Annotated in this window: 21 protein-coding genes; 7 read left to right on the plus strand and 14 right to left on the minus strand. The window is 73.1% G+C overall.

The window, feature by feature from the left end:
• A partial coding sequence (locus tag ACFWM7_RS14105; protein ID WP_383259943.1) for a YihY/virulence factor BrkB family protein occupies positions 1-887 on the minus strand: 887 nt, incomplete at its 3' end.
• Positions 888-1,059: 172 nt separating this feature from the next.
• Between ACFWM7_RS14105 and ACFWM7_RS14110 the strand changes: the two genes are divergently transcribed.
• Both ACFWM7_RS14110 and ACFWM7_RS14115 read left to right on the plus strand, forming a co-directional pair.
• A complete protein-coding gene (locus ACFWM7_RS14110; RefSeq protein ID WP_383259945.1) occupies positions 1,060-2,421 on the plus strand; it encodes an FAD-binding protein in 1,362 nt (453 codons plus the stop codon).
• Between the two features lie 43 nt (positions 2,422-2,464).
• Positions 2,465-3,220 (plus strand): decaprenylphospho-beta-D-erythro-pentofuranosid-2-ulose 2-reductase, encoded by a 756-nt coding sequence (locus ACFWM7_RS14115; protein WP_383259947.1) that lies wholly within the window; start codon positions 2,465-2,467, stop codon positions 3,218-3,220.
• Positions 3,221-3,268: 48 nt separating this feature from the next.
• Here ACFWM7_RS14115 and ACFWM7_RS14120 read toward each other — a convergent pair whose 3' ends face one another.
• The gene (locus tag ACFWM7_RS14120) at positions 3,269-3,871 is read right to left on the minus strand and encodes a 2'-5' RNA ligase family protein (RefSeq protein WP_383259949.1); all 603 of its coding nucleotides are present in this window, start codon (positions 3,869-3,871) and stop codon (positions 3,269-3,271) included.
• 121 nt (positions 3,872-3,992) lie between these two features.
• On the minus strand, positions 3,993-4,985 hold the full coding sequence (gene trpS / locus ACFWM7_RS14125; RefSeq protein ID WP_383259990.1) for a tryptophan--tRNA ligase: 993 nt from the start codon (positions 4,983-4,985) through the stop codon (positions 3,993-3,995).
• 311 nt (positions 4,986-5,296) lie between these two features.
• On the opposite strand from trpS, the gene rocD reads away from it, so the two are divergent.
• A complete protein-coding gene (rocD, locus tag ACFWM7_RS14130) occupies positions 5,297-6,505 on the plus strand; it encodes an ornithine--oxo-acid transaminase (protein WP_383259952.1) in 1,209 nt (402 codons plus the stop codon).
• A gap of 21 nt (positions 6,506-6,526) precedes the next feature.
• On the opposite strand, the gene ACFWM7_RS14135 is transcribed toward rocD, so the two are convergent.
• The 3 genes from ACFWM7_RS14135 to ACFWM7_RS14145 all read right to left on the minus strand — a co-directional run bounded on the left by ACFWM7_RS14135 (position 6,527) and on the right by ACFWM7_RS14145 (position 9,526).
• Positions 6,527-7,714 carry a glutathionylspermidine synthase family protein gene (locus ACFWM7_RS14135; RefSeq protein WP_383259954.1) on the minus strand — a complete coding sequence of 396 codons (1,188 nt, stop codon included), beginning with the start codon at positions 7,712-7,714 and terminating at the stop codon, positions 6,527-6,529.
• Positions 7,715-7,719: 5 nt separating this feature from the next.
• Positions 7,720-7,992: a hypothetical protein gene (locus ACFWM7_RS14140; RefSeq protein WP_383259959.1), complete on the minus strand. Its 273-nt coding sequence runs from the start codon at positions 7,990-7,992 to the stop codon at positions 7,720-7,722.
• A 133-nt stretch (positions 7,993-8,125) separates the two neighbouring features.
• Complete coding sequence (locus tag ACFWM7_RS14145) at positions 8,126-9,526, minus strand: PLP-dependent aminotransferase family protein (RefSeq protein WP_383259961.1); 1,401 nt, start codon at positions 9,524-9,526, stop codon at positions 8,126-8,128.
• A 47-nt stretch (positions 9,527-9,573) separates the two neighbouring features.
• Between ACFWM7_RS14145 and ACFWM7_RS14150 the strand changes: the two genes are divergently transcribed.
• Positions 9,574-10,089 carry a carboxymuconolactone decarboxylase family protein gene (locus ACFWM7_RS14150; protein ID WP_383259964.1) on the plus strand — a complete coding sequence of 172 codons (516 nt, stop codon included), beginning with the start codon at positions 9,574-9,576 and terminating at the stop codon, positions 10,087-10,089.
• Positions 10,090-10,198: 109 nt separating this feature from the next.
• On the opposite strand, the gene ACFWM7_RS14155 is transcribed toward ACFWM7_RS14150, so the two are convergent.
• From ACFWM7_RS14155 to ACFWM7_RS14170, 4 genes are all read right to left on the minus strand, one after another.
• Positions 10,199-11,188, minus strand: coding sequence for a malate dehydrogenase (locus ACFWM7_RS14155; RefSeq protein ID WP_383259965.1), 990 nt, complete (start codon positions 11,186-11,188; stop codon positions 10,199-10,201).
• A gap of 265 nt (positions 11,189-11,453) precedes the next feature.
• Positions 11,454-12,776, minus strand: coding sequence for a helix-turn-helix domain-containing protein (locus tag ACFWM7_RS14160; RefSeq protein ID WP_383259968.1), 1,323 nt, complete (start codon positions 12,774-12,776; stop codon positions 11,454-11,456).
• Between the two features lie 531 nt (positions 12,777-13,307).
• Positions 13,308-13,982 (minus strand): DUF3017 domain-containing protein, encoded by a 675-nt coding sequence (locus tag ACFWM7_RS14165; RefSeq protein WP_383259970.1) that lies wholly within the window; start codon positions 13,980-13,982, stop codon positions 13,308-13,310.
• A gap of 25 nt (positions 13,983-14,007) precedes the next feature.
• Complete coding sequence (locus tag ACFWM7_RS14170) at positions 14,008-14,889, minus strand: bifunctional methylenetetrahydrofolate dehydrogenase/methenyltetrahydrofolate cyclohydrolase (protein WP_012379399.1); 882 nt, start codon at positions 14,887-14,889, stop codon at positions 14,008-14,010.
• 220 nt (positions 14,890-15,109) lie between these two features.
• On the opposite strand from ACFWM7_RS14170, the gene ACFWM7_RS14175 reads away from it, so the two are divergent.
• A complete protein-coding gene (locus ACFWM7_RS14175; RefSeq protein WP_383259972.1) occupies positions 15,110-15,739 on the plus strand; it encodes an RDD family protein in 630 nt (209 codons plus the stop codon).
• A gap of 78 nt (positions 15,740-15,817) precedes the next feature.
• Here the strand turns inward: ACFWM7_RS14175 and ACFWM7_RS14180 are convergent, their stop codons facing one another.
• From ACFWM7_RS14180 to purN, 3 genes are all read right to left on the minus strand, one after another.
• Positions 15,818-17,347: a DUF2079 domain-containing protein gene (locus ACFWM7_RS14180; RefSeq protein ID WP_383259974.1), complete on the minus strand. Its 1,530-nt coding sequence runs from the start codon at positions 17,345-17,347 to the stop codon at positions 15,818-15,820.
• 131 nt (positions 17,348-17,478) lie between these two features.
• Entirely contained in the window at positions 17,479-19,032 is a 1,554-nt protein-coding gene (purH, locus tag ACFWM7_RS14185) for a bifunctional phosphoribosylaminoimidazolecarboxamide formyltransferase/IMP cyclohydrolase (protein WP_383259976.1), read from the minus strand.
• Positions 19,019-19,675 (minus strand): phosphoribosylglycinamide formyltransferase, encoded by a 657-nt coding sequence (gene purN / locus ACFWM7_RS14190; RefSeq protein WP_383259977.1) that lies wholly within the window; start codon positions 19,673-19,675, stop codon positions 19,019-19,021. The genes purH and purN overlap by 14 nt, the downstream gene beginning before the upstream one ends.
• 261 nt (positions 19,676-19,936) lie before the next feature.
• Between purN and ACFWM7_RS14195 the strand changes: the two genes are divergently transcribed.
• Entirely contained in the window at positions 19,937-20,875 is a 939-nt protein-coding gene (locus ACFWM7_RS14195) for a hypothetical protein (protein ID WP_383259979.1), read from the plus strand.
• Here the strand turns inward: ACFWM7_RS14195 and ACFWM7_RS14200 are convergent.
• On the minus strand, positions 20,865-22,676 hold the full coding sequence (locus tag ACFWM7_RS14200) for a DUF6350 family protein (RefSeq protein ID WP_383259992.1): 1,812 nt from the start codon (positions 22,674-22,676) through the stop codon (positions 20,865-20,867). The two genes, ACFWM7_RS14195 and ACFWM7_RS14200, sit on opposite strands and share 11 nt — an antisense overlap.
• 126 nt (positions 22,677-22,802) lie before the next feature.
• On the opposite strand from ACFWM7_RS14200, the gene ACFWM7_RS14205 reads away from it, so the two are divergent.
• Positions 22,803-24,053 carry a helix-turn-helix domain-containing protein gene (locus ACFWM7_RS14205; protein ID WP_383259982.1) on the plus strand — a complete coding sequence of 417 codons (1,251 nt, stop codon included), beginning with the start codon at positions 22,803-22,805 and terminating at the stop codon, positions 24,051-24,053.
• The last annotated feature ends 86 nt before the right edge of the window (positions 24,054-24,139 follow it).

The following is a 24,139-nucleotide window of genomic DNA, read 5'->3' on the forward strand; positions in this document are numbered from 1 at the left end:
TTCTCCTTCTCCTTCTCCTCCGACACGCCTTCCTCCTCCTTGCTCCCGGTCGCCGTCCACGCGGCGCAGAACAGCAGCAGCTTCGCGGTGAAGTTGATCCACAGGAGCAGGGCGATCGGCACGCCGAACGCGCCGTACATGCTCTTGCCCGCCACGCCCCTCATGTAGCTGCCGAGCAGCAGCTTGAGCAGTTCGAAGCCGACCGCCCCGAGCAGCGCCGCCACCATCAGCCGCCGCCGGGGCGGCTCCACGCCGGGCAGCAGCGTCAGCAGATAGAGCAGCAGCAGGAAGTCGGCGACGACCGCGACCGCCAGCGCGGCCACCCGCAGCAGGATGCCGCCCACCCCGTCCTCGGGGATGCCGATCAGGTCGGCGGTCCAGCCGACCGCCGTCGAGCCGACGGTGGAGACCGCCAGGGTGGCGAGCGCCGCACCGCCGAGGCCGACCAGCAGCACGGCGTCCTTCACCTTGGCGACGACGGGGTTGGCCTCCTGGACGTCGTCCAGCTCCCAGACCGCACGCAGGCATTCGCGCATCGAGCCGACCCAGCCGACACCGGTGAACAGCAGCAGCGCACCGGCCACCAGACCGACCGTGCCGGCGTTGGCGACCAGCCCGTCGATGCCGAGCTGGTCGGAGATGCCGGGCACCTGATCGGCGATCTTGTCCTTGATGGTGTCGAGCTGTTTGTCGCTCAGCAGGGCGGCGGCGACGGCCGCGCCGACCGCGATCAGCGGGAAGAGCGCCAGGAAGCTGATGAAGGTGATCGCCGCCGCGAGCCTGGCCCAGTGGACCCGGTCGAGCCGCTCGTAGGAACGCCACGCGTGCGTCTCCATCAGCCGGGCGACCAGGGGCCCGATCACCGGGAGTTTCTTGAGCCAGTCCATGACGTCACGCGTACCCTCCTGGGCCCGGAACACCAGCGGCCCGCCCCGGACTCTCCCGGACGTGCCCGGCGGATCTCCGTCACCCTTCGCTGACACTCACTCCATCACCCGTTCCGGTGAGCGAATTCGCCAATGCCGCAAAGGGTATTTCCCGGACGATACGGTCACCCTCATGTCCGTCGACACGGTGTCCTTGACCGGCTGGGGCCGCACCGCCCCGACGACCGCCGTGCGGTTCCGCCCCCGCAGTTACGAGGATGCGGCCGCCGCCGTCCGGGGGCGCGGGCCCCGGGGTGTCATCGCGCGCGGGCTGGGGCGGTCGCCCGGGGACGCGGCGCAGAACGCGGGCGGCTCGGTGCTCGATCTGACGGGCCTGGCCCGGATCGGCGGTGTCGCCGCCGCCGGTACGGTGCGCTGCGACGCGGGGGTGAGCCTGGAGCGGCTGCTGCGGGTCCTGCTGCCGCTGGGCTGGCTCCCGCCGGTCCTGCCGGGGACGGGCAGGGTGACGGTCGGCGGGGCGATCGCCTCGGACCTGCCCGGCCTGGACCACCGGCGGGCGGGTTCGTTCGGCCGGCACGTGAGCGCCCTGGAGCTGCTCACCGCCGACGGCGAGGTGCGTACGGTGCTGCCCGGCACCGCCCTCTTCGACGCGACCGCCGGGGGCCTCGGGCTGACCGGGGTGATCCTGGGCGCCACGCTCCGCCTCCGACGGGTCACCACGGGGCTGATGTCGGTCTCCACCGAGCGCGCCGGGGACCTGGACGACCTGCTGGCCCGTTTCACCGCGGGCGGCGACCGGCTGCCGTACGCCTCCGCCTGGGTCGACCTGATGGCCCGGGGCCGGGCGACCGGACGCGGGATCCTCACCCGGGGGGAGCACGCGACCCCGGATATGCGCCCGGCGCACGCGGGGCGCACATGGCTGTCCCCGCGCTCCGGCGGGGCACAGCGGAGGCCTCCCTTCCCCGGCCTCCCGCCGCTCCCGGACGGACTGCTCGGCCCGGGAGCGGCCGCCCTGTACAACGAGGTCCGCTACCGCGGCGCACCCCGTGCGCGCGCCGCCGAGCTGCGCCCGCTCCCCGCCTTCTTCCACGCGGCGGACGCCCTCCCGGACGTACGCCCGCTCTACGGCCGGGCCGGTCTGGTGCGCTACCGGTTCGCGGTCGGGTACGGCCAGGAGGAAACCCTGCACCGGGTGGTGCGCCGGATCGCTGCGCGCCGGAGCCCCGCCGTGCGGGCCGTGCTCCAGCGGTTCGGGCCGGCGGACCCCGGCCTGCTGTCGTTCGCCGCGCCCGGCTGGTCGCTGGCGCTGGATCTGCCCGCGGCCCTGCCCGGTCTTGCCCGCTTCCTGGACGGCGTCGACGAGGAGGTGGCCGCCGCCGGGGGCCGGGTCTGCCTGGCGAAGGACTCCCGGATGCGGCCGGAGACGGCGGCCGCGATGTACCCGCGGCTGGCGGAGTTCCGGGAGCTGCGGGCGCGGCTGGACCCGACGGGGGCGTTCCGCTCCGACCTGTCGCGCCGGCTCGGACTGTGATCCGCCCCCAGAAAATCCCACCCCACCTGACCAGGAGCTCTCCGTGAAGGATGCCTTCGGCGCCCCGCAGTCCCTGCTCGTCCTCGGCGGCACATCGGAGATCGCCCTGGCCACCGCGCGCCGGCTGATCGCCCTGCGCACCCGCCGGGTCTGGCTGGCCGGGCGCCCCTCCCCCGCCCTGGACGCGGCCGCCGCCGAACTGCGCGGGCGCGGGGCCGACGTACACACCGTCGACTTCGACGCGCTGGACTCCGCCTCCCACGAGGTCGCCCTCGGCAAGGTCTTCGCGGAGGGCGACATCGACGTGGTGCTCATGGCGTTCGGGGTCCTCGGCGATCAGGCGCGGGACGAGGAGGAGCCGATGGCGGCGGTCCGGGTCGCCCAGACCAACTACACGGGGGCGGTCTCCGCCGGGCTGGTGTGCGCCGTCGCACTGCAGGCACAGGGGCACGGTTCGCTGGTGGTGCTGTCCTCGGTGGCCGGGGAGCGTGCCCGGCGCGCGGACTTCATCTACGGCTCCAGCAAGGCGGGCCTCGACGCGTTCGCGCAGGGGCTCGGGGACGCGCTCCAGGGGACCGGGGTGCAGGTGATGGTCGTCCGGCCCGGTTTCGTACGGACCCGGGCCACGGCGGGGCGGCCGGAGCAGCCGCTCGCGACCGGTCCCGAGGAGGTCGCGGAGGCGATCGTCACGGGGCTGCGGCGGCGCTCGGAGACCGTGTGGGTGCCCGGTTCACTGCGGGTGGTGATGGCGGCGCTGCGGCACGTGCCGCGGCCGCTGTTCCGGCGGCTCCCGGTCTGAGACGCCCGCGGATCAGCCGGTCCGGTCTCCGGCTCTACGGCAGCGCGTTCAGGGCCGCAGCGACGGGGCCGACGGCGAGGCGTCGATCGTGTAGCCGCCCTGGGCGGGGACGGCGGGCCCCCCGCCGCCTCCGCCGAACGGGAAGTCGCGGAGCTTGCGCCAGACGGCGTCCGGGCCCTGCTCGTACAGCGCGAAGGAACCGCAGGTCCAGGCCGCCTCGTAGTCGGCGAGCTCCTCGTAGGCCCGGTCCATGGCCTCCTCGGAGATGCCGTGGGCCACGGTGACGTGCGGGTGGTACGGGAACTGGAGCTCGCGGACCAGGGGCCCCGAGGCGTCCCGGACCCGCTTCTGGAGCCAGGAGCAGGCCGAGGCGCCCGCGACGACCTGGACGAAGACGACCGGGGAGAGCGGGCGGAAGGTGCCGGTGCCGGAGAGCCGCATCGGGAACGGGCGGCCGGCCGTGGCGATCGTTTCGAGGTGCGCCTCGATCGCCGGCAGGTCCGCCGAATCCGCCTCCGTCGGCGGGAGCAGGGTGACGTGGGTGGGAATGCCGAAGGCGGCAGGGTCCCCGAAGCTCGCGCGGCGTTCCTGGAGCAGGCTGCCGTAGGGCTCCGGGACCGCGATCGAAACGCCGAGCGTTACGGTCCCCACGTCGTTCTCCTCCGTCGTCGATGGTCGTTTTCCGGTCATGCCGCGCGGGCCGGGTGTCCGGCCCGCGCGTTCCGCCGCAAGTGTGACCCCTGCGGCCAGGATCTCGCCAGGGTCCTTGGACTCAGTGCTTCGCGGGCAGGAAGCCCATCCGGTCGTACGTCTGCGCCAGCGTCTCCGCGGCGACGGCCCTGGCCTTCTCCGCTCCCTTGGCCAGGATGGAGTCCAGCGTCTCCGGGTCGTCCAGATATTCCTGGGTGCGGGCCCGGAAGGGAGTGACGAATTCCACCATGGCCTCGGCCAGGTCGGTCTTCAGCGCACCGTAGCCCTTGCCCGCGTACTTCCGTTCCAGATCCTCGACGGGGCTGCCCGAGAGGGTGGAGAGGATCGTGAGCAGGTTGCTGACGCCCGGCTTCTTCTCCTCGTCGAAGCGGATCACCGTGTCGGTGTCGGTGACGGCGCTCTTCACCTTCTTCGCGGCGGCCTTCGGGTCGTCGAGGAGGTTGATGAGGCCCTTCGGCGTGGAGGCCGACTTGCTCATCTTGACCGCCGGGTCCTGGAGGTCGAAGATCTTCGCCGTCTCCTTGAGGATGTACGGCGCGGGGACGGTGAACGTCTGTCCGTACCGGCCGTTGAACCGCTCGGCGAGGTCGCGGGTCAGCTCGATGTGCTGGCGCTGGTCCTCGCCCACCGGGACCTGGTTCGCCTGGTAGAGCAGGATGTCCGCGACCTGGAGCACCGGGTAGGTGAAGAGGCCTACGGTGGCCCGGTCGGCGCCCTGCTTGGCGGACTTGTCCTTGAACTGCGTCATGCGGGAGGCCTCGCCGAAGCCGGTGAGGCAGTTCATCACCCAGCCGAGCTGGGCGTGCTCGGGCACATGGCTCTGGACGAAGAGCGTGCACCGCTCCGGGTCCAGACCGGCCGCCAGCAGCTGCGCCACCGCGAGCCGGGTGTTGGCCCGCAGCTCGGCGGGGTCCTGCGGGACCGTGATCGCGTGCAGGTCGACGACCATGTAGAAGGCGTCGTGGCTCTCCTGCAGCGCCACCCACTGGCGCACCGCGCCCAGGTAGTTGCCGAGGTGGAACGAGCCCGCCGTGGGCTGGATCCCGGAGAGCACGCGCGGACGGGCGGCCGCACCGGTGCGGCCCGTCTGCGGCTGGTCGGTGGGGAGCGAAGGGCGATCAGAGGCCATGCCCCCATTGTCTCAGGTGCGCGGGGCATCTCCGGCAGCCGGTGCGGGGCGGGAAGGGCGCGTCACCGCACGGCCCCGGGGCACGGGAGCGCACGGCTGAGACGAACGGCACATTCCACCCGCCGGGCGCGCGACGGCGGGCGCGCCGGTCGGTGGAGGTTTCCCGGCGCGGGATCCGACCGACGATACAAAGTGGGCACCACCCGCCGCCCAGCCGCACGACGAACGGAGATCCCGTGTCGACCACGGAAACCGCCATCGCCTCCGCCGAGGCGCACAGCGCGCACAACTACCACCCGTTGCCGGTCGTCGTGGCCTCGGCCGAGGGCGCCTGGATGACCGATGTCGAGGGCCGCCGCTACCTCGACATGCTCGCCGGATACTCGGCGCTCAATTTCGGCCACGGCAACCGCCGGCTCATCGACGCGGCCAAGGCCCAGCTGGAGCGCGTCACGCTGACGTCCCGGGCCTTCTACCACGACCGGTTCGCCGAGTTCTGTACGGAGCTGGCGGCGCTGTGCGGCATGGAGACGGTGCTGCCGATGAACGCCGGGGCGGAGGCCGTGGAGACCGCGGTGAAGACCGCCCGCAAGTGGGGCTACCGGGTCAAGGGCGTGCCGGACGGCATGGCGAAGATCATCGTGGCCTCGGACAACTTCCACGGCCGCACGACGACGATCGTCAGCTTCTCCACCGACCCGGAGGCGCGGGCCGACTTCGGCCCGTACACCCCCGGCTTCGAGATCGTGCCGTACGGGGATCTCACCGCGATGCGGGAGGCGATGACCGAGAACACCGTGGCGGTGCTGATCGAGCCGATCCAGGGCGAGGCGGGGGTGCTGGTGCCGCCTGCCGGCTATCTCCCCGGCGTACGGGAGCTGACCCGCGAGCGGAACGTGCTGTTCATCGCGGACGAGATCCAGTCGGGTCTGGGCCGGACGGGGAAGACGTTCGCACTGGACCACGAGGGTGTGGCACCGGACATGTACGTGCTCGGCAAGGCGCTGGGCGGCGGCGTGGTGCCGGTCTCCGCGGTGGTGTCGTCGGCGGACGTGCTGGGGGTGTTCCGGCCCGGCGAGCACGGCTCGACGTTCGGCGGGAACCCGCTGGCCTGCGCTGTGGCGCTGGAGGTCATCGCGATGCTGCGGACCGGCGAGTACCAGCAGCGGGCGGCCGAGCTGGGCGACCATCTGCACCGGGAGCTGGGCCTGTTGACGGGCGGCGGCGCGGTGGAGGCGGTGCGCGGCCGGGGGCTGTGGGCGGGCGTGGACATCGCTCCGGCGCTGGGCACCGGGCGGGAGATCTCCGAGAAGCTGATGGAGCAGGGCGTGCTGGTGAAGGACACCCACGGCTCGACGATCCGGATCGCCCCGCCGCTGGTGATCAGCAAGGAGGACCTGGACTGGGGCCTGGACCGGCTGCGTACGGTGCTGAGCGCCCGGTAGGAGACGGATTCACATAAGGATTCAGAGGATGACGTGGGGCAGGAAGCGGGCGTACTCGTCCGTGACCGGCCCCGCCGACTCCCGGATGCCGAGCCCCGCCGCCTCGCCCTCGACGGTCCACGCGCCGAGCACCACCCGGTTGCCGTCGATCTCGGGCAGCGGGGCCAGCTCCTGGTAGCAGCACGGCTCGTCGCGCAGGACGGGCGGCGAGCCGGGGCCGTGGAGGTCGACCCCGGCTCCCTCGCGGCCGAGCAGCGGCTTGGAGACATATCCCGCCCCGCCGGGCCCCGCCAGCTCGCGCGGTCCGTCGAGATGGGCGGGCAGCAGGTTCGGGTGGCCGGGGTACAGCTCCCAGAGGATCGCCAGCAGGGCCTTGTTGGAGAGCAGCATCTTCCAGGCGGGCTCGATCCAGCAGGTGGTGCCGGAGCCGCCGCCGTTGTCGAGGGTGTCCAGGACCTGCGGGCCGAAGCGGTCCGTGGCCAGCCACTCCCAGGGGTAGAGCTTGAAGCAGCTGCGGATGAAGCGCAGCCGGTCGTCGACGAACCGGCCCGACAGCCGGTCCCAGCCGATCTCCTCGACGGACAGCGCGTGCGTCTGAAGACCGGCCTGGTCGGCGGTCTCGCGCAGATACGCGACCGTCATCAGGTCCTCGCCCAGTTCGTCGCCGTCGGAGTGGACGAAGTGCAGCGGGCCCGGCGGCAGCAGGGGCGCCTGCCGCTTCCAGGCGTCGACGAGCCGCTCGTGCAGGGAGTTCCACTGGTCGGCCCCGGGGAAGCGGTCCTCCATCCAGAACCACTGCGCGCTCGCGGCCTCCACCAGCGAGGTGGGGGTGTCGGCGTTGTACTCCAGCATCTTCGCCGGGCCGCTCCCGTCGTAGCGCAGGTCGAACCGCCCGTACACGGACGGCAGTTCGGCGCGGCGGCGCCAGGACTCGGCGACGAGGGCGGCGAGCCGCGGGTCGGTGATGCCGAGATCGGCGAAGCGGTTCCGCTCGACGATGTGCGCGGCGGCGGCCAGGCACATCGTGTGCAGTTCCCCGACGACCTCCTCCAGCGCCTCGACCTCGGGCAGCGAGAAGACGTAGTAGGCGCTCTCGTCCCAGTACGGGCGCAGCGAGTCGTCGGGGTAGCGGGTGAGCGGATAGACGACGCCCTGCGCTTCGACGGTCTCCTGCCAGCCGGGGCGCGGCTCGATCGTGCGGCGCTCCACGGTGCTCAGCCTCCGCCGGACTTGGAGCAGCCGAAGCCGCCGCGGTCGACCGCGGACTTGTCGAAGCTGCCGCCCTGCACCTTGCCGCTGTCGCTCTTGCCGCCGTAGTAGTACGAGCCGCTGCCGCCGCTGCGGCATTCGGAGCTGGGCAGGGTCTTCTGGGTCGTGCGGTCGGCGCAGCGCTTGTCCGGCTCCGAGCCGCAGGACGTGATCGTCAGGGCGAGCAGCCCCATGCCGCCGAGCACGACCGTGCTCGACCTCAGCCTTCGTGTGGCCATGTTCGGTTCTCCCCCGTGGTACGCGATCGGATCCGGGCTTCTCGTTCGCGCGTGCGCAACCGGACCTCTTGTCAGACTAGTTCGACGTACGGCCGGTTCGAAACCTGCGTTTCACCAAGGGTTCGGCCGTGACCTACGGGAGCACCCGGCACAGGGCGTCCAGCGCGCCCGCCCAAGCGCTCTCCGACGGCGAGCCGTAGCCGATCACCAAGGCGTCGCGGGCGGCCGGGGCGTCCGGGTGGCGGTAGCGGGACAGGCCCTCCAGCGCCAGGCCCTGGAAGGCGGCCGCCTGGACCACCGAACGCTCGGCGCCCGCGGGGAGTTCGAGGACCGCGTGCAGCCCGGCCGCGATCCCGCTGACCTCGATGCCCGGCGCGCGCTCCGCGAGCGCCGCGACGAGCTGGTCGCGGCGGCGCCGGTAGCGCAGCCGCATGGAGCGCACATGCCGGTCGTACGCCCCCGAGGCGATGAACTCCGCGAGCGTCAGCTGGTCGGGCGAGCCGGACATCCAGTCGGACACGCCCTTGGCGGCCACCGCCTCCCCCACCAGGTGCCGCGGCAGCACCATCCAGCCCAGGCGCAGCCCCGGGGCCAGCGACTTGCTGGCGGTGCCCAGATACACCACCCGCTCCGGATCGAGGCCCTGGAGCGCGCCCACCGGTTGCCTGTCGTACCGGAACTCCCCGTCGTAGTCGTCCTCCAGGATCAGCCCGCCGGTGGCCCTCGCCCAGTCGACGGCGGCGGCCCGCCGGTCCGGGTGCAGCGGTACGCCGGTGGGGAACTGGTGCGCCGGGGTGAGCAGGACCGCTCCCGCGCCGCGCAGCGCGGCCAGTTCGCCGGTCCGGGAGCCGTGCTCGTCCAGCGGCAGGCACGGGGTGCGCAGCCCGGCCTCGGTGAGCAGGTCGCGGTGGAGGTCGAGGCCGTACGGCTCGACGGCGACCTCACGGACCCGGCGGCGGCGCAGCACCCGGCCCAGCAGCGCGAGCCCGTGCGCGAAGCCGGCGCAGATCACGATGCGCTCCGGATCGGCGTACACCCCGCGCGCCCGCGCCAGGTACTCGGCCAGCACCGTGCGCAGTTCGACGCGCCCGTGCGGGTCGCCGTAGCCGAAGACCTCGTCGGGCGCGGCGGTGAACGCCTTGCGGGCGGCCTTGAGCCAGGCGGTGCGCGGGAAGCCGGACAGGTCCGGCGTGCCGGGCTTCAGGTCGTACCCCGCCCCGGAGCGCACCGGCCGGGCGGGGGCCGCCGCCGGGCCCGTCCGGCGTGGCGCGGACCGCTGGGCGACCCGGGTGCCGGAGCCCTGGCGGGCGGTGAGCCAGCCCTCGGCGACCAGTTCGGCGTAGGCGTCGGCGACCGTGTTGCGGGCGACGCCCAGGTCGGCGGCGAGCACCCGGGAGGACGGCAGCCGGGTGCCGGGGGCGAGGCGGCCGGTGCGCACCGCCTCCCGCAGCGCCTCCATCAGCCCGCTGCGCAGCCCCTGGCCGACCGGCTCCAGATGCAGGTCCGCGCCGAAAGTGGCCCAGGAATCCGTCATGCCAATGGACCATACCGGGGGGCCACCGGGACCGTAACGTCGTCCTCATGACCACCACGCACGAACACCACCACGCCCCCGCCGACCTCGCCCCCGAGCACCCCGCCCGGATCTCCGTCTCCCAGCTCCTCCCCGACGTCTACAAGGCGATGGTCCGGCTTGACATCGCCGCCCGCCAGGGCCTGGACCCGGTCCTGGTCGAGCTGGTGAAGATCCGGGCCTCGCAGCTCAACCAGTGCGCGTTCTGCCTGGACATGCACAGCAAGGACGCGCTCGCGGCGGGCGAGTCCGTCGAGCGGATCGTGCAGCTCAGCGCCTGGAAGGAGTCGCAGCACTTCTACACCCCGAAGGAGCTGGCGGCGCTCGCGCTCACCGAGGCGGTCACCGTCCTGACCGACGGCTTCGTCCCGGACGAGGTGTACGCGGAGGCCGCGCAGCACTTCGAGGAGACGGAGCTGGCCCAGCTGATCGCCGCCATCACGGTGATCAACGCCTGGAACCGCTTCGGCGTCACCGGCCGGCTGGCCCCGGGCCACTACACGCCCGGCGACTTCAAGAGCTGATCACGGGTCCTCAAGGGCTGATCACGGGTCCTCAGAACGGGAACGCGCGAGCGCCCCCGGCACCAGGTGCTGCCGGGGGCGCTCGACGTACCGCGGGTGCGGGTGCGGCTCAGATGAGGCCGAGCTCGCTGACCGCGTCGCGCTCCTCGGTGAGCTCCTTGACCGACGCGTCGATGCGCGCACGGGAGAAGTCGTTGATCTCCAGGCCCTGGACGATCTCGTACTTCCCGTCCTTCGTGGTGACCGGGAAGGAGGAGATGATGCCCTCGGGGACGCCGTAGGAGCCGTCCGACGGGATGCCCATCGAGGTCCAGTCGCCGTCGGCGGTGCCGTTGACCCAGGTGTGGACGTGGTCGATGGCGGCGTTGGCGGCCGAGGCGGCGGAGGACGCGCCACGGGCCTCGATGATCGCGGCGCCGCGCTTGGCGACGGTCGGGATGAAGGTGTCGGCCAGCCACACCTCGTCGTTGACGACCTCGGCGGCGTTCTTGCCGGCGATCTCCGCGTGGAAGATGTCCGGGTACTGGGTGGCCGAGTGGTTGCCCCAGATCGTCAGCTTCTTGATGTCGGAGACGGCGGCGCCGGTCTTGGCGGCCAGCTGCGAGATCGCGCGGTTGTGGTCCAGGCGGGTCATCGCGGTGAAGCGCTCGGCCGGTACGTCCGGGGCGGCGGCCTGCGCGATGAGCGCGTTGGTGTTGGCCGGGTTGCCGACGACGAGGACCTTGATGTCGTCCGCGGCGTGGTCGTTGATGGCCTTGCCCTGCGGCTTGAAGATGCCGCCGTTGGCGGCGAGCAGGTCGCCGCGCTCCATGCCCTTGGTACGCGGGCGGGCGCCGACGAGCAGGGCGACGTTCGCACCGGCGAAGCCGACGTTCGGGTCGTCGGTGATCTCGATGCCCCGCAGCAGCGGGAAGGCGCAGTCGTCGAGCTCCATCGCGGTGCCCTCGGCGGCCTTGAGGCCCTGCGGGATCTCCAGGAGGCGGAGGTTGACCGGCACGTCCGGGCCGAGCAGGTGGCCGGAGGCGATGCGGAAGAGCAGCGCGTAGCCGATCTGGCCGGCTGCGCCGGTCACGGTGACATTCACGGGAGTGCGGGTCATGGCGGTCTCCGTTAGACAGCTGGCGGTGGGGGTTCCGGCCCCTGGTGCCGGACCCTGGTGCTGGACGCCTCTTCCGCCCGACCCGGCCTGACGACCAATCTTGACGTGAAGAGATATCCAGCGGTCAGGCTATCGGACCCGGCCGGGCCGGACCGCCCGCCCCCCTGTGGGACCGCACACAACCGGTCACGCACCGCACGCACGAGCGACGGCGGCCCGGGCCCGTGTCATTCGCCCGGGCCCGTGTCACTCGCCCGGGCCCGTGTCACTCGCCCGGTTCGGCGCAGCCCTTCGTGCCGGAGGTGAGCGTGGCGCAGGCCTTCGCGTCGGACGCCTTCTTCACCGCGACCATCGGGGTGTACGCGTCGGTGTCCCCCATGACCTCGCCGTTCTGCGGGCCGGCGCCCCCGGTGATCTGCACGGTGTCGCCGATCGCCGCCTCGGTGAGGCGGGCCCAGGCGGCGGCGCAGACCTTGCTGTAACGGACCTCGACCTTGCTGCCGCCGACCACGGCGTTGGCCACCGTACGGGCGAACTCGCCGCCGCAGCCCATCGCCTCGGGGTCCTGCCCGGCGCAGTCCGCGCCGCTGCACTCGACGCCCACGGGCAGCTCGGGGGCGGCCGTGGTGGGGGCCGCCGAGGGGGGCGGGGTGGCCTTGGCCGCGTCGTCGCCGCCCGGCGCGAGGAGCACCGCGCCGACCACGACGATCAGCGCGCCGACGGCGCCGACGGCGAGCATGAGGCCCTTGCGGCGGCCTCTGGGCGCCTTGCCCGGTCCGGTGCCGCCGGCGGTCCGGTTCCGGTCGGAGCCGGAGCCGGAGGCGGTGCTCTCCGGCGTGTTCCGCTCCGGTCGCCGCCCGCCCTGGTCCACCCCGCCCTGGTCCACCCCGCCCTGGTCCACCCCGCCCTGGTCCACCCCGCTCTGGTGCGCCCCGCTCTGGTGCGCCCCGCCCTGGTGCGCCCCGCCCTGGTTCGGCACGCCGCCGTACGGTCGGTCCCGGTGGCGTGCCGGTGCCGGTGCGGTGCCGCGCTGGGTGGGGACGATGAGCTGGCGCGTGTCGTCGTCGCCGGGCTCGTGGGCACCGCCGCCGTACGGGTCCTTGCCGTGGGCGTCGCGGGGCGGGGCGTCCATACCGGCAGGGCCCGCGGCGGTGGGAACCCGTGCGCCGGAACCGGACGCGCCGCGTCGGCCGCCGGCGGAGGACCGGCCGGAGCGGCCGCCCGCCGGAGCGCCGGGGGCCGTCGTGCCGAGCTCGCCGAGCGCGGCACGGGCCTGCGTGATGCGGATGGCCTCCATCGTCATGTCATGACGCATCTCGGCCCGGCTCCAGGCCCGTTCCGCCAGCTCCCACATGGTCGTGAGGTGGTGCTGCGGGGTGCCCGTCACCTCGGCGAGGGCCACGACGGCCCCGCGCGGGGCGAGCAGCCGCCCGTTGAGATACCGCTCCCAGGACGTCTTGCTGTAACCCGTGCGGTCGGCCACCGCGTTGATGTTCAGCCCGCTGCGGTCGACGAGCCGGCGCAGCTGGCTGGCGAACTCCCTGATCTGCGGGTCGAGCTCTTCGGGCAGTGCCTTCCAACGAGGCATGGCGTTCCTTTCCCCCCTCATGTCCCCCGGACGTGCTTGCTGTTCCCCGCTGCGGTCGGGCCCCCGGCCCGCGCGTCCCCCGGTCCGTCCGCCGTCGGTCCGTTCCGGACCGTCAGCAGGACTACCCACGAGGATGCGCAAAGCCAGGGTGTCAGTTCCTGACGAGGGGGCGCACGGGAGCATTCGGGACGGGGTGCGCATCTTCACGCGCCTCGAACACTGCGCCGGTCCTTGCCCGGCCACTGCTCTGCCTGCTCCGTGCCGCTCGGTGTGCCGTGACAGTCTGCCATCGTTGCGCGGCGATCACACCGTGCCGGAATGGTCACTTCCGTGCCACAGGCCACAGTGAGCGCTTGTTCCGGCCTTTCATGTCCATGACTCTGGAGTCGGGACGGGGCAAGGCCGCCCATCTCGCCGCATACCGGGGCTTCTTGCCCGGTGGCCCCGTTCCGCCGTGGTGTCCGTCCCCCCTCGGGGGTGGGGACGGCCACCACGGTCCTGATCCGAACAGACCGTTGACCAGGGCCTGTCCTAGCGGATCGTGAAGCGGACCGCGTCCTCCAGGATCGGGACGTCGAGCCACGGTGCGGGCTGGGCGACCAGCGCGAGCAGCACGATCAGCGTGCCCATCAGCCCGTACGTGACGAGGTCGGTGAAGCGGGACCGTACCGCCAGCATCCCGACCGAGGGCACCACCCAGCGCAGCACGGCACCGGTGATCAGCGCGCCGCCGATCAGGATGGTGCCGATGCGGAACGCCTGGTCGAACGGGTCCAGGACCACGATCAGCAGCCCGAGGCCCGCCGCGCAGAGCACGGTGAGCAGCGGCCACTGCCGGGCCGGGGCGGGCGCGTCGCCGGACGCCGCCCGGCCGCCGCCCTCGGGCCGGGCGGTGTCCCGGGTGAACCGCGGGAACCGCCGCGACCGTCGGGGGCGCGCGAGGGGGGCCGTGTCCGTGTCCGTGTTCGTGGCCGTGTTCGTGGCCTCGTCCTTGGCCGTGCCCTTCGCTTCGCCCTCGGCCGGGTCCTTCGCCTCGGCCGCGGCCGTGCCCTTCGCCCCGTCCGTGGCCGGGTGCGACCGGCCGGACGCGGCGTGCCCGTCCGATTCGCTCATCCCGTGGGATTCGTCCGGCCCGTCCTGCCCGTCCGCCCCGTCCGCCGCGCGGCCCGTCGGGGCGGGGTCGGCCGGACTGCTACCAGCACCCATGGAGGTTCCCTCCGGCATCCGGCCGTCAGCCCGCGGCGGCGGCGTCGGCGGCCTCGGCGGCGGCCCGCTCGGCCGCCTCCACCACGTTGACCAGCAGCTGCGCGCGGGTCATCGGGCCGACACCACCGGGGTTCGGGGCGACCCAGGCGGCCACCTCGCGGACCCCCGGGTGCACATCGCCGACGATCTTGCCGTCCGCGTCCCGGCTGACGCCGACGTCGAGCACGGCCGCGCCCGGCTTCACGTCCTCGGGCTTGATCAGGTGCTGCACCCCGGCGGCGGCGACGATGATGTCGGCCTGCCGCAGGTGGGATGAGAGGTCCCGGGTGCCGGTGTGGCACTGGGTCACCGTGGCGTTCTCCGACTTACGGGTCAGCAGCAGCGGGATCGACCGGCCGATGGTGACACCGCGTCCGACGACCACCACGTGCGCCCCGTTGATCTCCACACCGTGTGCGCGCAGCAGCTGGACGACGCCCTGCGGGGTGCAGGGCAGCGGGCCCGTCTCGTTGAGGACGAGGCGGCCGAGGCTCATCGGGTGCAGCCCGTCGGCGTCCTTCTCCGGATCCATCAGCTCCAGCACCCGGTTGGTGTCGATGCCCTTGGGCAGCGGCAGCTGGACGATGTAACCGGTGCACTCGGGGTTGGCGTTGAGCTCCCGGACGACCTCCTCGATCTCCTCCTGCGTGGCGGTGTCGGGGAGTTCGCGCTGGATGGAGCCGATGCCGACCTGGGCGCAGTCACGGTGCTTGCCGTTGACGTACCACCGGCTGCCAGGGTCGTCCCCGACGAGCAGGGTTCCGAGGCCGGGAGTGATCCCCTGGGCCTTGAGGGCCGCCACACGGACGGTCAGATCGGATTTGATCGCGGCAGCGGTGGCCTTGCCATCGAGAATCTGGGCAGTCATGGGCCCATCCTCGCGGATGACCCCGCCCGCATACCAATTGCCGGCGCCACCCCCGTACCGGACATTGCACTTGCACAACGTCCGGGGCTCTGGACTGGACAAACGAGGGTCGCACTTATAACGATGAAGGCCGCGGTTGTACGGGGGGCGGGCCGCTGATCGATGTCCTTCCTCCGTGTGGCCATCTCGTCCCCACACGTCTGTTGAAGGAACACCCCTTATGAGCTTCGGCGACCCGAACAACCCGTACGGGCAGCAGCCCGGCCAGCCTCCCCAGGGCCCGCCGCAGGGACAGCCCGGTTACGGCTACCCGCAGCAGGCTCCGCAGGGTGTCCCGCCGCAGGGCTACGGCTACCCGCAGCAGCCCGGCCAGCCCTACGGCGGCGGGTACCCGCAGCAGCAGCCCGGTTACGGCGGCCAGCAGCCCGGCTACGGCGGCGGCATGCCGGAGCTGGCCCACTGGGGTCTGCGCTTCGGCGGCACGATCATCGACGGGCTCATCATCGGCCTCCCCTACATCGTCTTCGTCGGCATCGGCGCCGGCATGGGCGACTCGACCGGCGGCGTGATGGTCATGATCGGCGCCCTCCTGGCGTTCGGCCTCGGCATCTGGCAGCTGTACCAGGAGGGCACCACCGGCCAGACGATCGGCAAGAAGGCCGTGGGCATCCGCCTGCTGCGCGAGGCCGACGGCCGTCCGCTGGGCTTCGGCATGGCGTTCGTGCGCCGTCTGGCCCACTTCCTGGACAGCATCGCCTGCTACATCGGCTGGCTGTGGCCGCTGTGGGACGAGAAGAAGCAGACGTTCGCGGACAAGGTCTGCTCGTCCGTGGTCGTCAAGGCCAACTGACCGCCGCACCACGTACGTACGAAAGGCCGCACCCGTTCACCGGGTGCGGCCTTCGCGTGTACGGGCCCGGGGCCGCCGTCAGTCGCCCCGGGCGCCCGGGAGCTCCTCCGGCTCCGGCGTCGTGCGCTCCATCACCACGAAGCTGCCGCCCCGGTGCTTGAGCCGGTAGCGCGCCTCGGGGTGCAGCTGCTGTGCGTACGCCACCGGGTCCTCGATCGGACGGGACCAGCCGAAGTCCAGGTTGATGGCGACGATGTCGGGTGCGGTGCCCGGGGCCCCGCCGACCCAGTAGACGGTGCGGTCGGAGGTGAGGTGGGCCATCAGCGTGATGTCCGTCTCGACCCGCGCCCCGGCCGGCACGGCGTCCAGCGCCGCCCGGGCCGCCTTGCTGCGGGCGTCGTCGGTGCGGAAGGTGTCCGGGCGCAGCAGATCGCGCAGCGGCAGGTGCTGGGTCATCGCGACGGCGATCGCGGCGGCGACGGGCACGGCGACCTTCGCGTACGAAGCGAGCCAGGGGCGGTGCGATCCGCGACTGCGGCGGACGCCGTCGGCCATGGCCAGGAAGAGGACCGGCATCAGGATCGCGCTGTAGTGCCAGACCATGCCCCAGTGGTTGCTGTCCTGGGAGAGCAGCCGCCAGCCGAGCGTGGGGAGGATCAGCAGCGTGAGCGGTGAGCGCAGCGCCATGAAGGCGGTGATGCCGATCAGGAAGACCAGCATCTCGATCTTGACGGAGGAGTCGAGGACGCCGAGGACGGAGTCCAGCATCGAGACGTCCTGCTCGCCGTTCTTGTCGATCTTCTGCCAGTAGTCGTAACGGCCGGCGCTGCTGGCCGCCGGGATGAGGACCATCAGCGTGACGACGAAGGCGGCGACCCCGTACGCGGCGAGCAGCGCGCCCTGGAGGCGGCGGCCGTACACGAAGAGCAGGAAGCCGACGACGGCGACGGTCGCGCCGAGGTCCTCCTTGACCAGGACGAGCGGAAGCGACCAGAGCAGGGCGGCCGTCCACCGCTTCAGGAGCAGGGCCCGGCAGACGAGGGCCAGCAGCGGTACGGCGAAGGCGATCTCGTGGAAGTCGGCCTTCACCGCCTCCTGGATGCCCCAGGAGAGTCCGTACGCGACGGTGACGCAGAGCCCGGAGCGTCCGCCGAGGAGCTGCTGCGTGGTGCGGCCGACGATGACCGCTCCGAGCGCGAACAGCGCGGCCTGGGCGAACAGCAGGGACTCGGCGGAGGGCCAGATCCAGTACAGCGGGGCGAGCAGCGCCACGATCGGGGAGAAGTGGTCGCCGAGGATCAGATAGCCGGGGCCCTTGATGTCGACGACCGGGGCGTCGAACCCGGCGTACGCCCTGACCTCCTGCTCGAAGATCCCGAGGTCCCAGGAGGGCGAGTCGAAGCGGGCGTACTGGAAGTGCGCGTAGAGGAAGTAGAGCGCGCAGAGGATCGCACCGGCGATGAGGTACGGGCGCAGGGGTACGTGGCCCAAGGAAGCCTCTCCCGCGCTCGGGGAGTCGTCCGCCGGGCGGGTGTCGGGCCCCGGGTCCTGGGCGGGCAGGCGCCCCGGCTCCGACCGGTCCGTTCCACTCTTGTTCAGCTCAAGCACGGTGACTGTCCCTGCTGGGGATTGCTACGGCCGTGTCATTAGAACAGAGCGGCGAACCTGAGCCGTACGGCGGACACGGCGGCGGCCGCACCCCTGGGGCGGGGTGCGGCCGCTGCCGGACGCCGGAGCGATCAGTGGAAGAAGTGGCGCGTGCCGGTGAGGTACATGGTCACGCCGGCCTTCTTCGCGGCCTCGATCACCAGCTCGTCGCGGACGGATCCGCCGGGCTGGACGACGGCCTTGATCCCGGCGGCCGTGAGGATCTCCAGACCGTCGGGGAACGGGAAGAACGCGTCCGACGCGGCGTACGAACCGGCGGCCCGCTCCTCGCCCGCCCGCGCGACGGCGAGCTTCGCGGAGTCGACGCGGTTGACCTGGCCCATGCCGACGCCGACCGAGGCGCCGTCCTTGGCGAGCAGGATCGCGTTGGACTTGACCGCCCGGGACGCCTTCCAGGCGAAGGCCAGCTCCTTCAGCTCGGCCTCGGTCAGCGCCTCGCCGGTGGCCAGCGTCCAGTTGGCCGGGTCGTCGCCGTCGGCCTGGAGGCGGTCGGCGACCTGGAGCAGCGCGCCGCCGTCGATCGGCTTGACCTCGAACGCGGCGGTGGGGGCCTCGGGGGCGCGCAGCACGCGGATGTTCTTCTTACGGGCCAGCACCTCGACGGCGCCGTCCTCGTAGGCCGGGGCGACGATAACCTCGGTGAAGATCTCCGCGACCTGCTCGGCCAGCTCGACGGTCACCGGGCGGTTGACGGCGATGACACCGCCGAACGCGGAGAGCGGGTCGCAGGCGTGCGCCTTGCGGTGCGCGGTCGCGACGTCGTCGGCGATCGCGATGCCGCACGGGTTGGCGTGCTTGATGATCGCGACACAGGGCTCGGCGTGGTCGTAGGCGGCGCGGCGGGCGGCGTCGGTGTCCGTGTAGTTGTTGTAGGACATCTCCTTGCCGTGCAGCTGCTCGGCCTCGGCGAGACCGCCGTCGCCGGAGGTGTAGAGCGCGGCGGGCTGGTGCGGGTTCTCGCCGTAGCGCAGGACGTTCTTGCGCGTGTAGGTGTCACCGAGGAACTCGGGCAGGCCCGAGTCGTCGGCGGCCGCGTAGTCGTCCGCGAACCAGGAGGCGACGGCCACGTCGTACGCGGCGGTGTGCTGGAAGGCCTCGGCGGCGAGCCGCTTGCGGGCGGTGAGGTCGAAGCCGCCGTCCTTGACGGCGGCGAGGACGTCGGCGTACCGCTCGGTGCTGGTGACGACGGCGACGGAGGGGTGGTTCTTGGCGGCGGCGCGGACCATCGAGGGGCCGCCGATGTCGATCTGCTCGACGCACTCGGCGTCGGAGGCGCCGGACGCGACCGTCGCCTTGAACGGGTAGAGGTTCACCACGACCAGGTCGAAGGGCTCGACGCCCAGCTCGGCGAGCTGCTCGCGGTGGGCGTCCAGGCGCAGGTCGGCGAGGATGCCGGCGTGGACGCGGGGGTGCAGCGTCTTGACGCGGCCGTCCAGGCACTCGGGGAAGCCGGTCAGCTCCTCGACCTTGGTGACCGGGACTCCGGCGGCGGCGATCTTCCCGGCGGTCGAGCCGGTGGAGACGAGTTCGACGCCCGCCTCGTGCAGGCCGCGGGCGAGGTCTTCGAGCCCCGTCTTGTCGTAGACACTGACCAGGGCGCGACGGATGGGCTTATTCACCGACATGACCGAGATGAACCTTTCGTCCCTCAATACGACAGCCGTTACGGGCGATCCGCCCCACGGCCTCGACGAGCAGCGTGCGCTCGACTTCCTTGATGCGTTCGTGAAGGGCGGCTTCGCCCTCCGGGGTGTCCTCCTCGGTCACCTCGACCACGCCCTGCGCGATGATCGGACCGGTGTCGACGCCGTCGTCGACGAAGTGGACGGTGCAGCCCGTGACCTTGACGCCGTACGCGAGTGCGTCACGCACTCCGTGGGCGCCGGGGAAGCTGGGCAGCAGGGCGGGGTGGGTGTTGACGGTCCGGCCGCCGAAGGCGGCGAGGAACGCCGGGCCGACGATCTTCATGAAACCGGCGGAGACGACGAGGTCCGGGCGGTGCTCGGCGACGGCCGCGGCGAGCGCCTCGTCCCAGGCGGCGCGGGTCGCGTGGTCCTTCACCTTGCACACGAACGTGGGGATTCCGGCCCGCTCCGCACGCTCCACGCCACCGGTCCCGGAGCGGTCCGCGCCGACCGCGACGATCCGCGCCCCGTACCCCTCGGGGTCGCCGCCGATGGCGTCGAGGAGCGCCTGCAGATTCGTACCGGATCCGGAGACCAGCACGACCAGCCGGGCAGGAGAGACGGGGGTGGGCGGGGAGGCCACGTCGGGGCCCTTTCTCACGTGATGACCGCGTGGTGACGCAGGTGCGGCATGCTCTTTGTAGGGTCGTACGAATCAATCGCCTCGCCCGATACGGGGAACCCTACGAACGGGCCGACCGTCAGCAACGATACCGGCACACCCGACGGCCCCCACGGGACGGGGGCGCGACCGGGAGGTAGCGTCAGGGGACAGCGAGCCGTCCACCGGGCGGACGAACCGTCCTTCGGGCGGACATGACGAGATGGGGAAGACGTTCACCACATGCCGGACCGACGCCGTCGCACCGCCTTCCGCTTCCCCCGGCCCGAGCGGTCCGCTCCGCTGATGCGGGAACGCCAGTCCTCTTCGCCGGACTCCTCCTCGGGATCCGCGCCGAGCTCCGGCTCCGGCTCCCCCTCCGACCGGAAGCCGCAGGAGGACAACCCGTTCGCCGCGCCGCCCGCGGACCGGCCGGACCAGCCGTGGGAGCCGCGCCGCCCCGCCGCCTCCAAGGGGTCGGACGAGTCCGACGAGAACGGCTCCGGTTCCTCCGGGAGCCGCCCGGCCTGGGGCAGCCAGTGGAGCAGCAAGCAGCCCGGCCGGGGCAACGGCGGCTTCGGCGGCCGCCCCGGCGGGAACGGCGCCGGCGGCCCGGGGGGCAAGGGCGACCCCGATGGCGGCCGTCCGGGCGGACTGCGCTGGGATCCGACCGACCCCGCACAGCGGCGCGCCCGCTACGCCGTGCTCGGCGGCATGTGGGCCTTCTTCTTCGCCCTCTTCGACTTCCCGGAGATCGCCCTGCTGCTGGGCGCGCTCTCGACGTACTGGGCGATCAGCGCGCTCCGCACCCCGCTGAAGAACTCCTCCACCACCACGGACCGTACGGCGGTGGGCGGCGGCTCCGCGGGTGCGCCCACGACCCCTGCTTCGCCCGCCTCACCGGCCTCCCCCGCTTCCTCCGCCTCGGCCGCTCCCACCGCTTCGACCTCTCCGGCCGCTTCGCCGCAGAACGTCAGCAGCAGGCAGCAGACCACGGCGGCGGTCGGCGGGCTGGTGACCGCGCTGCTGGCGCTGCTCATCGTGGCGACGACGTTCACCGTGCAGCTCGTCTACAGCGACTACTACACGTGCGTGAACGACGCTCTGACCAAGTCCGGGTCGGTGGCCTGCAACGACAAGCTGCCGAAGCCGTTGGAGCCGTTCTTCGGCGTCAAGGAGTAGGCCCCGGTCCGCCCGGCTCAGCCGCCGGGCGCTCCGGGACGGGATCGGCGCGGTCAGCCTGACCGGCGCGATCAGTGCGCTCAGTGCGATCAGCAGGACCAGCAGGACCAGCAGGACCAGCAGGACCAGCGATATCAGCGGGGAAGTCGGCCATCAGTCCGCCCGAGCCCCGCTTCAGGGAGGCCCAACGGGCCTCCCTGGTGTCTTTCCCGTGCCACGGGTCGGTCGGCAGGAAGTCGTACGGCTCGAACCCCGCGTCGCCCTGCTCGGCCGCCCGGCCGTGCAGCGCACCGGAGGCCGCTTCGGGCGCCGAGCCGGGGGCCGGTACGGGAGAAGCGGCCGGTGATGGGGAACCGCTCGACCCCGCATCCCCGGACTTCCCCGCCGCCCCGCCCCGTCCGCGCCACGGGGCCCACCACCGGCGCGGACGCCCGACGGCGTCGTCCGCCTCGTCTTCGCACTCCTCCTCGGGTTCCTCTTCCTCGGCTTCGGCCGCAGGGGGATCGTCCGCTTCGGTGACGTCCCTGCGCCAGGCCCAGCCCGGGGTACGCAGGCGCCACAGGCGCAGCAGCAGGGCCGCCGGTACGCCGATGACGGCCGTCCACACCAGCGCCGCCGGGCCGGTCAGCCACCACACCGGGCCGAACGCGCTCAGCGCCCCGGTGCCGAGCGGCCCGCCGGCCACCGCCGTGAGCAGTGCCGTTCCCACGCCGCACCCGAGCGCGGCGAGCAGGGTCACCAGCACCGTCTCGCCCGGGCTCCAGGCCCGGGCGCGCGGCGCGTCGACGGGGGCGGCCCTGCGTACGGTGAACCAGGCGACCGCCAGCGCGGCCGCCAGCGGCACCGCGACGGCCGCCCAGTTCGGCAGGGAGCCCGGCCCCTGGTCCGGCACCGCCGCCAGCAGCGGGAAGTGGGGCACCGCAGGGGTTCCGTCGACGCCCAGCGGGGTGGCGGTGGCTCCCGTACCGAGCGAGAAACCGGGCCCGAGCCCGTACGCCGCTCCCCACAGCGCGGCGTTCGGCACGAGCGAAACGGCCAGCAGGAGCACGGCGACGCGCCCCGACCAGTCGCCCGCGAGCGCCAGGAACGTGTCCTGAGCCGCCCCCGCGTCACGGCCGAGCGCCACCGCGACCAGCAGCGCACCGCCGCCGAGCAGCACCGTCACGCCCGCCGCCGCCGACCGGCACGCGGCCTCGACCCGGTGGCGGAAGAGGGACCGCGCGACGGCCTCCTGGAGCGCCAGGGGCGACCAGGACGGCGGCGGCCCGAACGGCCGCCCGGCCGCCGTCCACACCCCGGCCGCCGCCGCACCGGCCACCACCAGGGCGACCGGGAACACCAGCGTGTCCGGGTCCGCGCGCAGCGGGCCGCCCCGCGCATAGGCCGCCGCCCCTGCCACGACCAGCAGGTATCCCGCGGTCACCGCGCAGAACGCGCCCGCCCGCGAGGGCCCGGCCCGCCCCTCTTCCGGCTCCGCCGCATCGCGCGCCGCCCGGTGTGCCAGCCAGACCGGGCCCAGCGCGAGGAGCAGCGGCACCATCCCGACGGGCGCGGGCACACCGCTCAGGGTGTCGGGTCGCACGAGTCCGGCGCCGTGCGCGAGCAGCCAGACCCCGGCCGCCGCGCGCAGCGCCCCGCCCGGTCCGCTGTCCGGGTACGGGGAGCTGATCCACACCACCATGACCAGTACCGTCAGCGACCCGAGGCCGAGCCCGGCGGCGACGACGCCCTTCACCAGGGCGGAGGCCAGGGCGAGGGTGCGGTTCCGCTCCACCGTCACCTTCGGGCTGCGTTGCGTCATTTGGGTCACGCGGCCCATGCTGCCAACGACACGCGCTTATCCCGCGTAACGCGCGAAGAGCCGCCGTGTCGCTCAATATGCGTTTATGTACTTTTTCACCCAGTGCGGCGCTGCCGGGGGTCGTCCATGACCCGGAGCACGACCGACGAAGCCGCCGCGCCGCCGCTCCCCTCCCCCAAGGAGCGCCGCAGACTGCGCGAGGCGAAATCGTTGAGCGAGGAGCAGGTGGCGGCGGCGGTCGGCGTCACGCGCGCCACCGTGCGCTCCTGGGAGACGGGGCGCATGAGCCCGCGCGGCCGCAAGCGCGCGCTGTACGCGAAGTTGCTCGCCCCCGAACCGGCGGCACCCCCCACTACCGCACCGCCGGCGCCCCCGGTGCCGACAGCGCCGCCCCCCGCGCCCCCTGTGGCTCCGGAAGCCATTGTCAAAGCCACCCCGGAGGCCCCGGCACAGGCCCAGACCCCGGCCCCGGCCCCCGCCCCGGCAGCTCCCCCGACCGAAGCAGCGAAAGCGGAGGCCCAGGCCGAAGCCCCGGCGGGAGCGCCCGGCGCGGGGCGTCTCTCACCCGCCGCGGCGTTCGACGAGCTGTACGCCCGTACCGCCCCCGGCCTCGTCCGGCAGGGCTACCTGCTGACCGGCCGCCGCGCCCTAGCCCGCGAGTCCGTCGAGCACGCCTTCCAACTGGCCTGGCAGCGCTGGCCCGAGGTGGCCGTCGACCGCGACCCGGCGGGCTGGGTGCGCGCGGCGGCGTACGAGTACGCGATGTCGCCCTGGCACCGGCTGCGCCGCGCGCACCGGCACCCCGACGTCCCGCCCACGGAGCCGGGGAAGCAGGCGCTGTTCGAGGCGCTGCTCGACCTGCCCCCGGCCTACCGGCGCACGCTGCTCCTGTACGACGGGGTCGGCCTCGACCTTCCGGAGACCGCGGCGGAGACGGAGGCCAGCACCCCGGCGGCGGCGGGCCGTCTGATGACCGCCCGCGCCGCGGTCGCCGAGCGGCTCCCCGAGCTGGCGGACGTCGCATCGCCCGCCGAACAGTCGGCCCTGCTGCACGCCCGGCTCGGCGGCCTCGCCCGCGCCGAGCACGTACCCGTACCGCGGCCGGCCCGTGCCGTGCGCACCGGCAGCGAGAACAAGGCCAGGCTGTGGACCCGGACGGCCGTCGCGGGCGTCGCGCTGCTCATCGCCGTGACCGGGCTGACCCTGCACACCGCGCCCACCCACTACGAGCCGCCGATCTCGCCCCCCGAACGGGTCGGGGGCGTACCGCCGCGCGGTGGTCCGCAGAAGCTCACCGCGCAGGACCTGAAGCTCCAGAAGTCGCTGAGCGAGCAGTTGGCGCACGGCCCGGAGCGGCTGGTTCCGCAGCTGAAGTGAGCCGGACGGCCGTTGCGTACGCGAACGGCGCGGGCCCGCACCCTTGAGTGAAAGGGGGTGCGGGCCCGCGCCGTGTACGCGTGTCC

It is taken from the genome of Streptomyces sp. NPDC058375, assembly GCF_042723425.1.
Taxonomy (GTDB): domain Bacteria; phylum Actinomycetota; class Actinomycetes; order Streptomycetales; family Streptomycetaceae; genus Streptomyces; species Streptomyces durocortorensis.

Excerpts from the sequence above, each read along its gene's own strand:
- ACFWM7_RS14110 (WP_383259945.1), top strand. The coding sequence starts at position 1,060 with ATGTCCGTCGACACGGTGTCCTTGACCGGCTGGGGCCGCACCGCCCCG.
- ACFWM7_RS14140 (WP_383259959.1), bottom strand. The coding sequence starts at position 7,992 with ATGGCCACACGAAGGCTGAGGTCGAGCACGGTCGTGCTCGGCGGCATG.
- ACFWM7_RS14145 (WP_383259961.1), bottom strand. The coding sequence starts at position 9,526 with ATGACGGATTCCTGGGCCACTTTCGGCGCGGACCTGCATCTGGAGCCG.
- ACFWM7_RS14150 (WP_383259964.1), top strand. The coding sequence starts at position 9,574 with ATGACCACCACGCACGAACACCACCACGCCCCCGCCGACCTCGCCCCC.
- ACFWM7_RS14155 (WP_383259965.1), bottom strand. The coding sequence starts at position 11,188 with ATGACCCGCACTCCCGTGAATGTCACCGTGACCGGCGCAGCCGGCCAG.
- ACFWM7_RS14160 (WP_383259968.1), bottom strand. The coding sequence starts at position 12,776 with ATGCCTCGTTGGAAGGCACTGCCCGAAGAGCTCGACCCGCAGATCAGG.
- ACFWM7_RS14165 (WP_383259970.1), bottom strand. The coding sequence starts at position 13,982 with ATGGGTGCTGGTAGCAGTCCGGCCGACCCCGCCCCGACGGGCCGCGCG.
- ACFWM7_RS14170 (WP_012379399.1), bottom strand. The coding sequence starts at position 14,889 with ATGACTGCCCAGATTCTCGATGGCAAGGCCACCGCTGCCGCGATCAAA.
- ACFWM7_RS14175 (WP_383259972.1), top strand. The coding sequence starts at position 15,110 with ATGAGCTTCGGCGACCCGAACAACCCGTACGGGCAGCAGCCCGGCCAG.
- purH (WP_383259976.1), bottom strand. The coding sequence starts at position 19,032 with ATGTCGGTGAATAAGCCCATCCGTCGCGCCCTGGTCAGTGTCTACGAC.
- ACFWM7_RS14195 (WP_383259979.1), top strand. The coding sequence starts at position 19,937 with ATGCCGGACCGACGCCGTCGCACCGCCTTCCGCTTCCCCCGGCCCGAG.
- ACFWM7_RS14200 (WP_383259992.1), bottom strand. The coding sequence starts at position 22,676 with ATGACGCAACGCAGCCCGAAGGTGACGGTGGAGCGGAACCGCACCCTC.
- ACFWM7_RS14205 (WP_383259982.1), top strand. The coding sequence starts at position 22,803 with ATGACCCGGAGCACGACCGACGAAGCCGCCGCGCCGCCGCTCCCCTCC.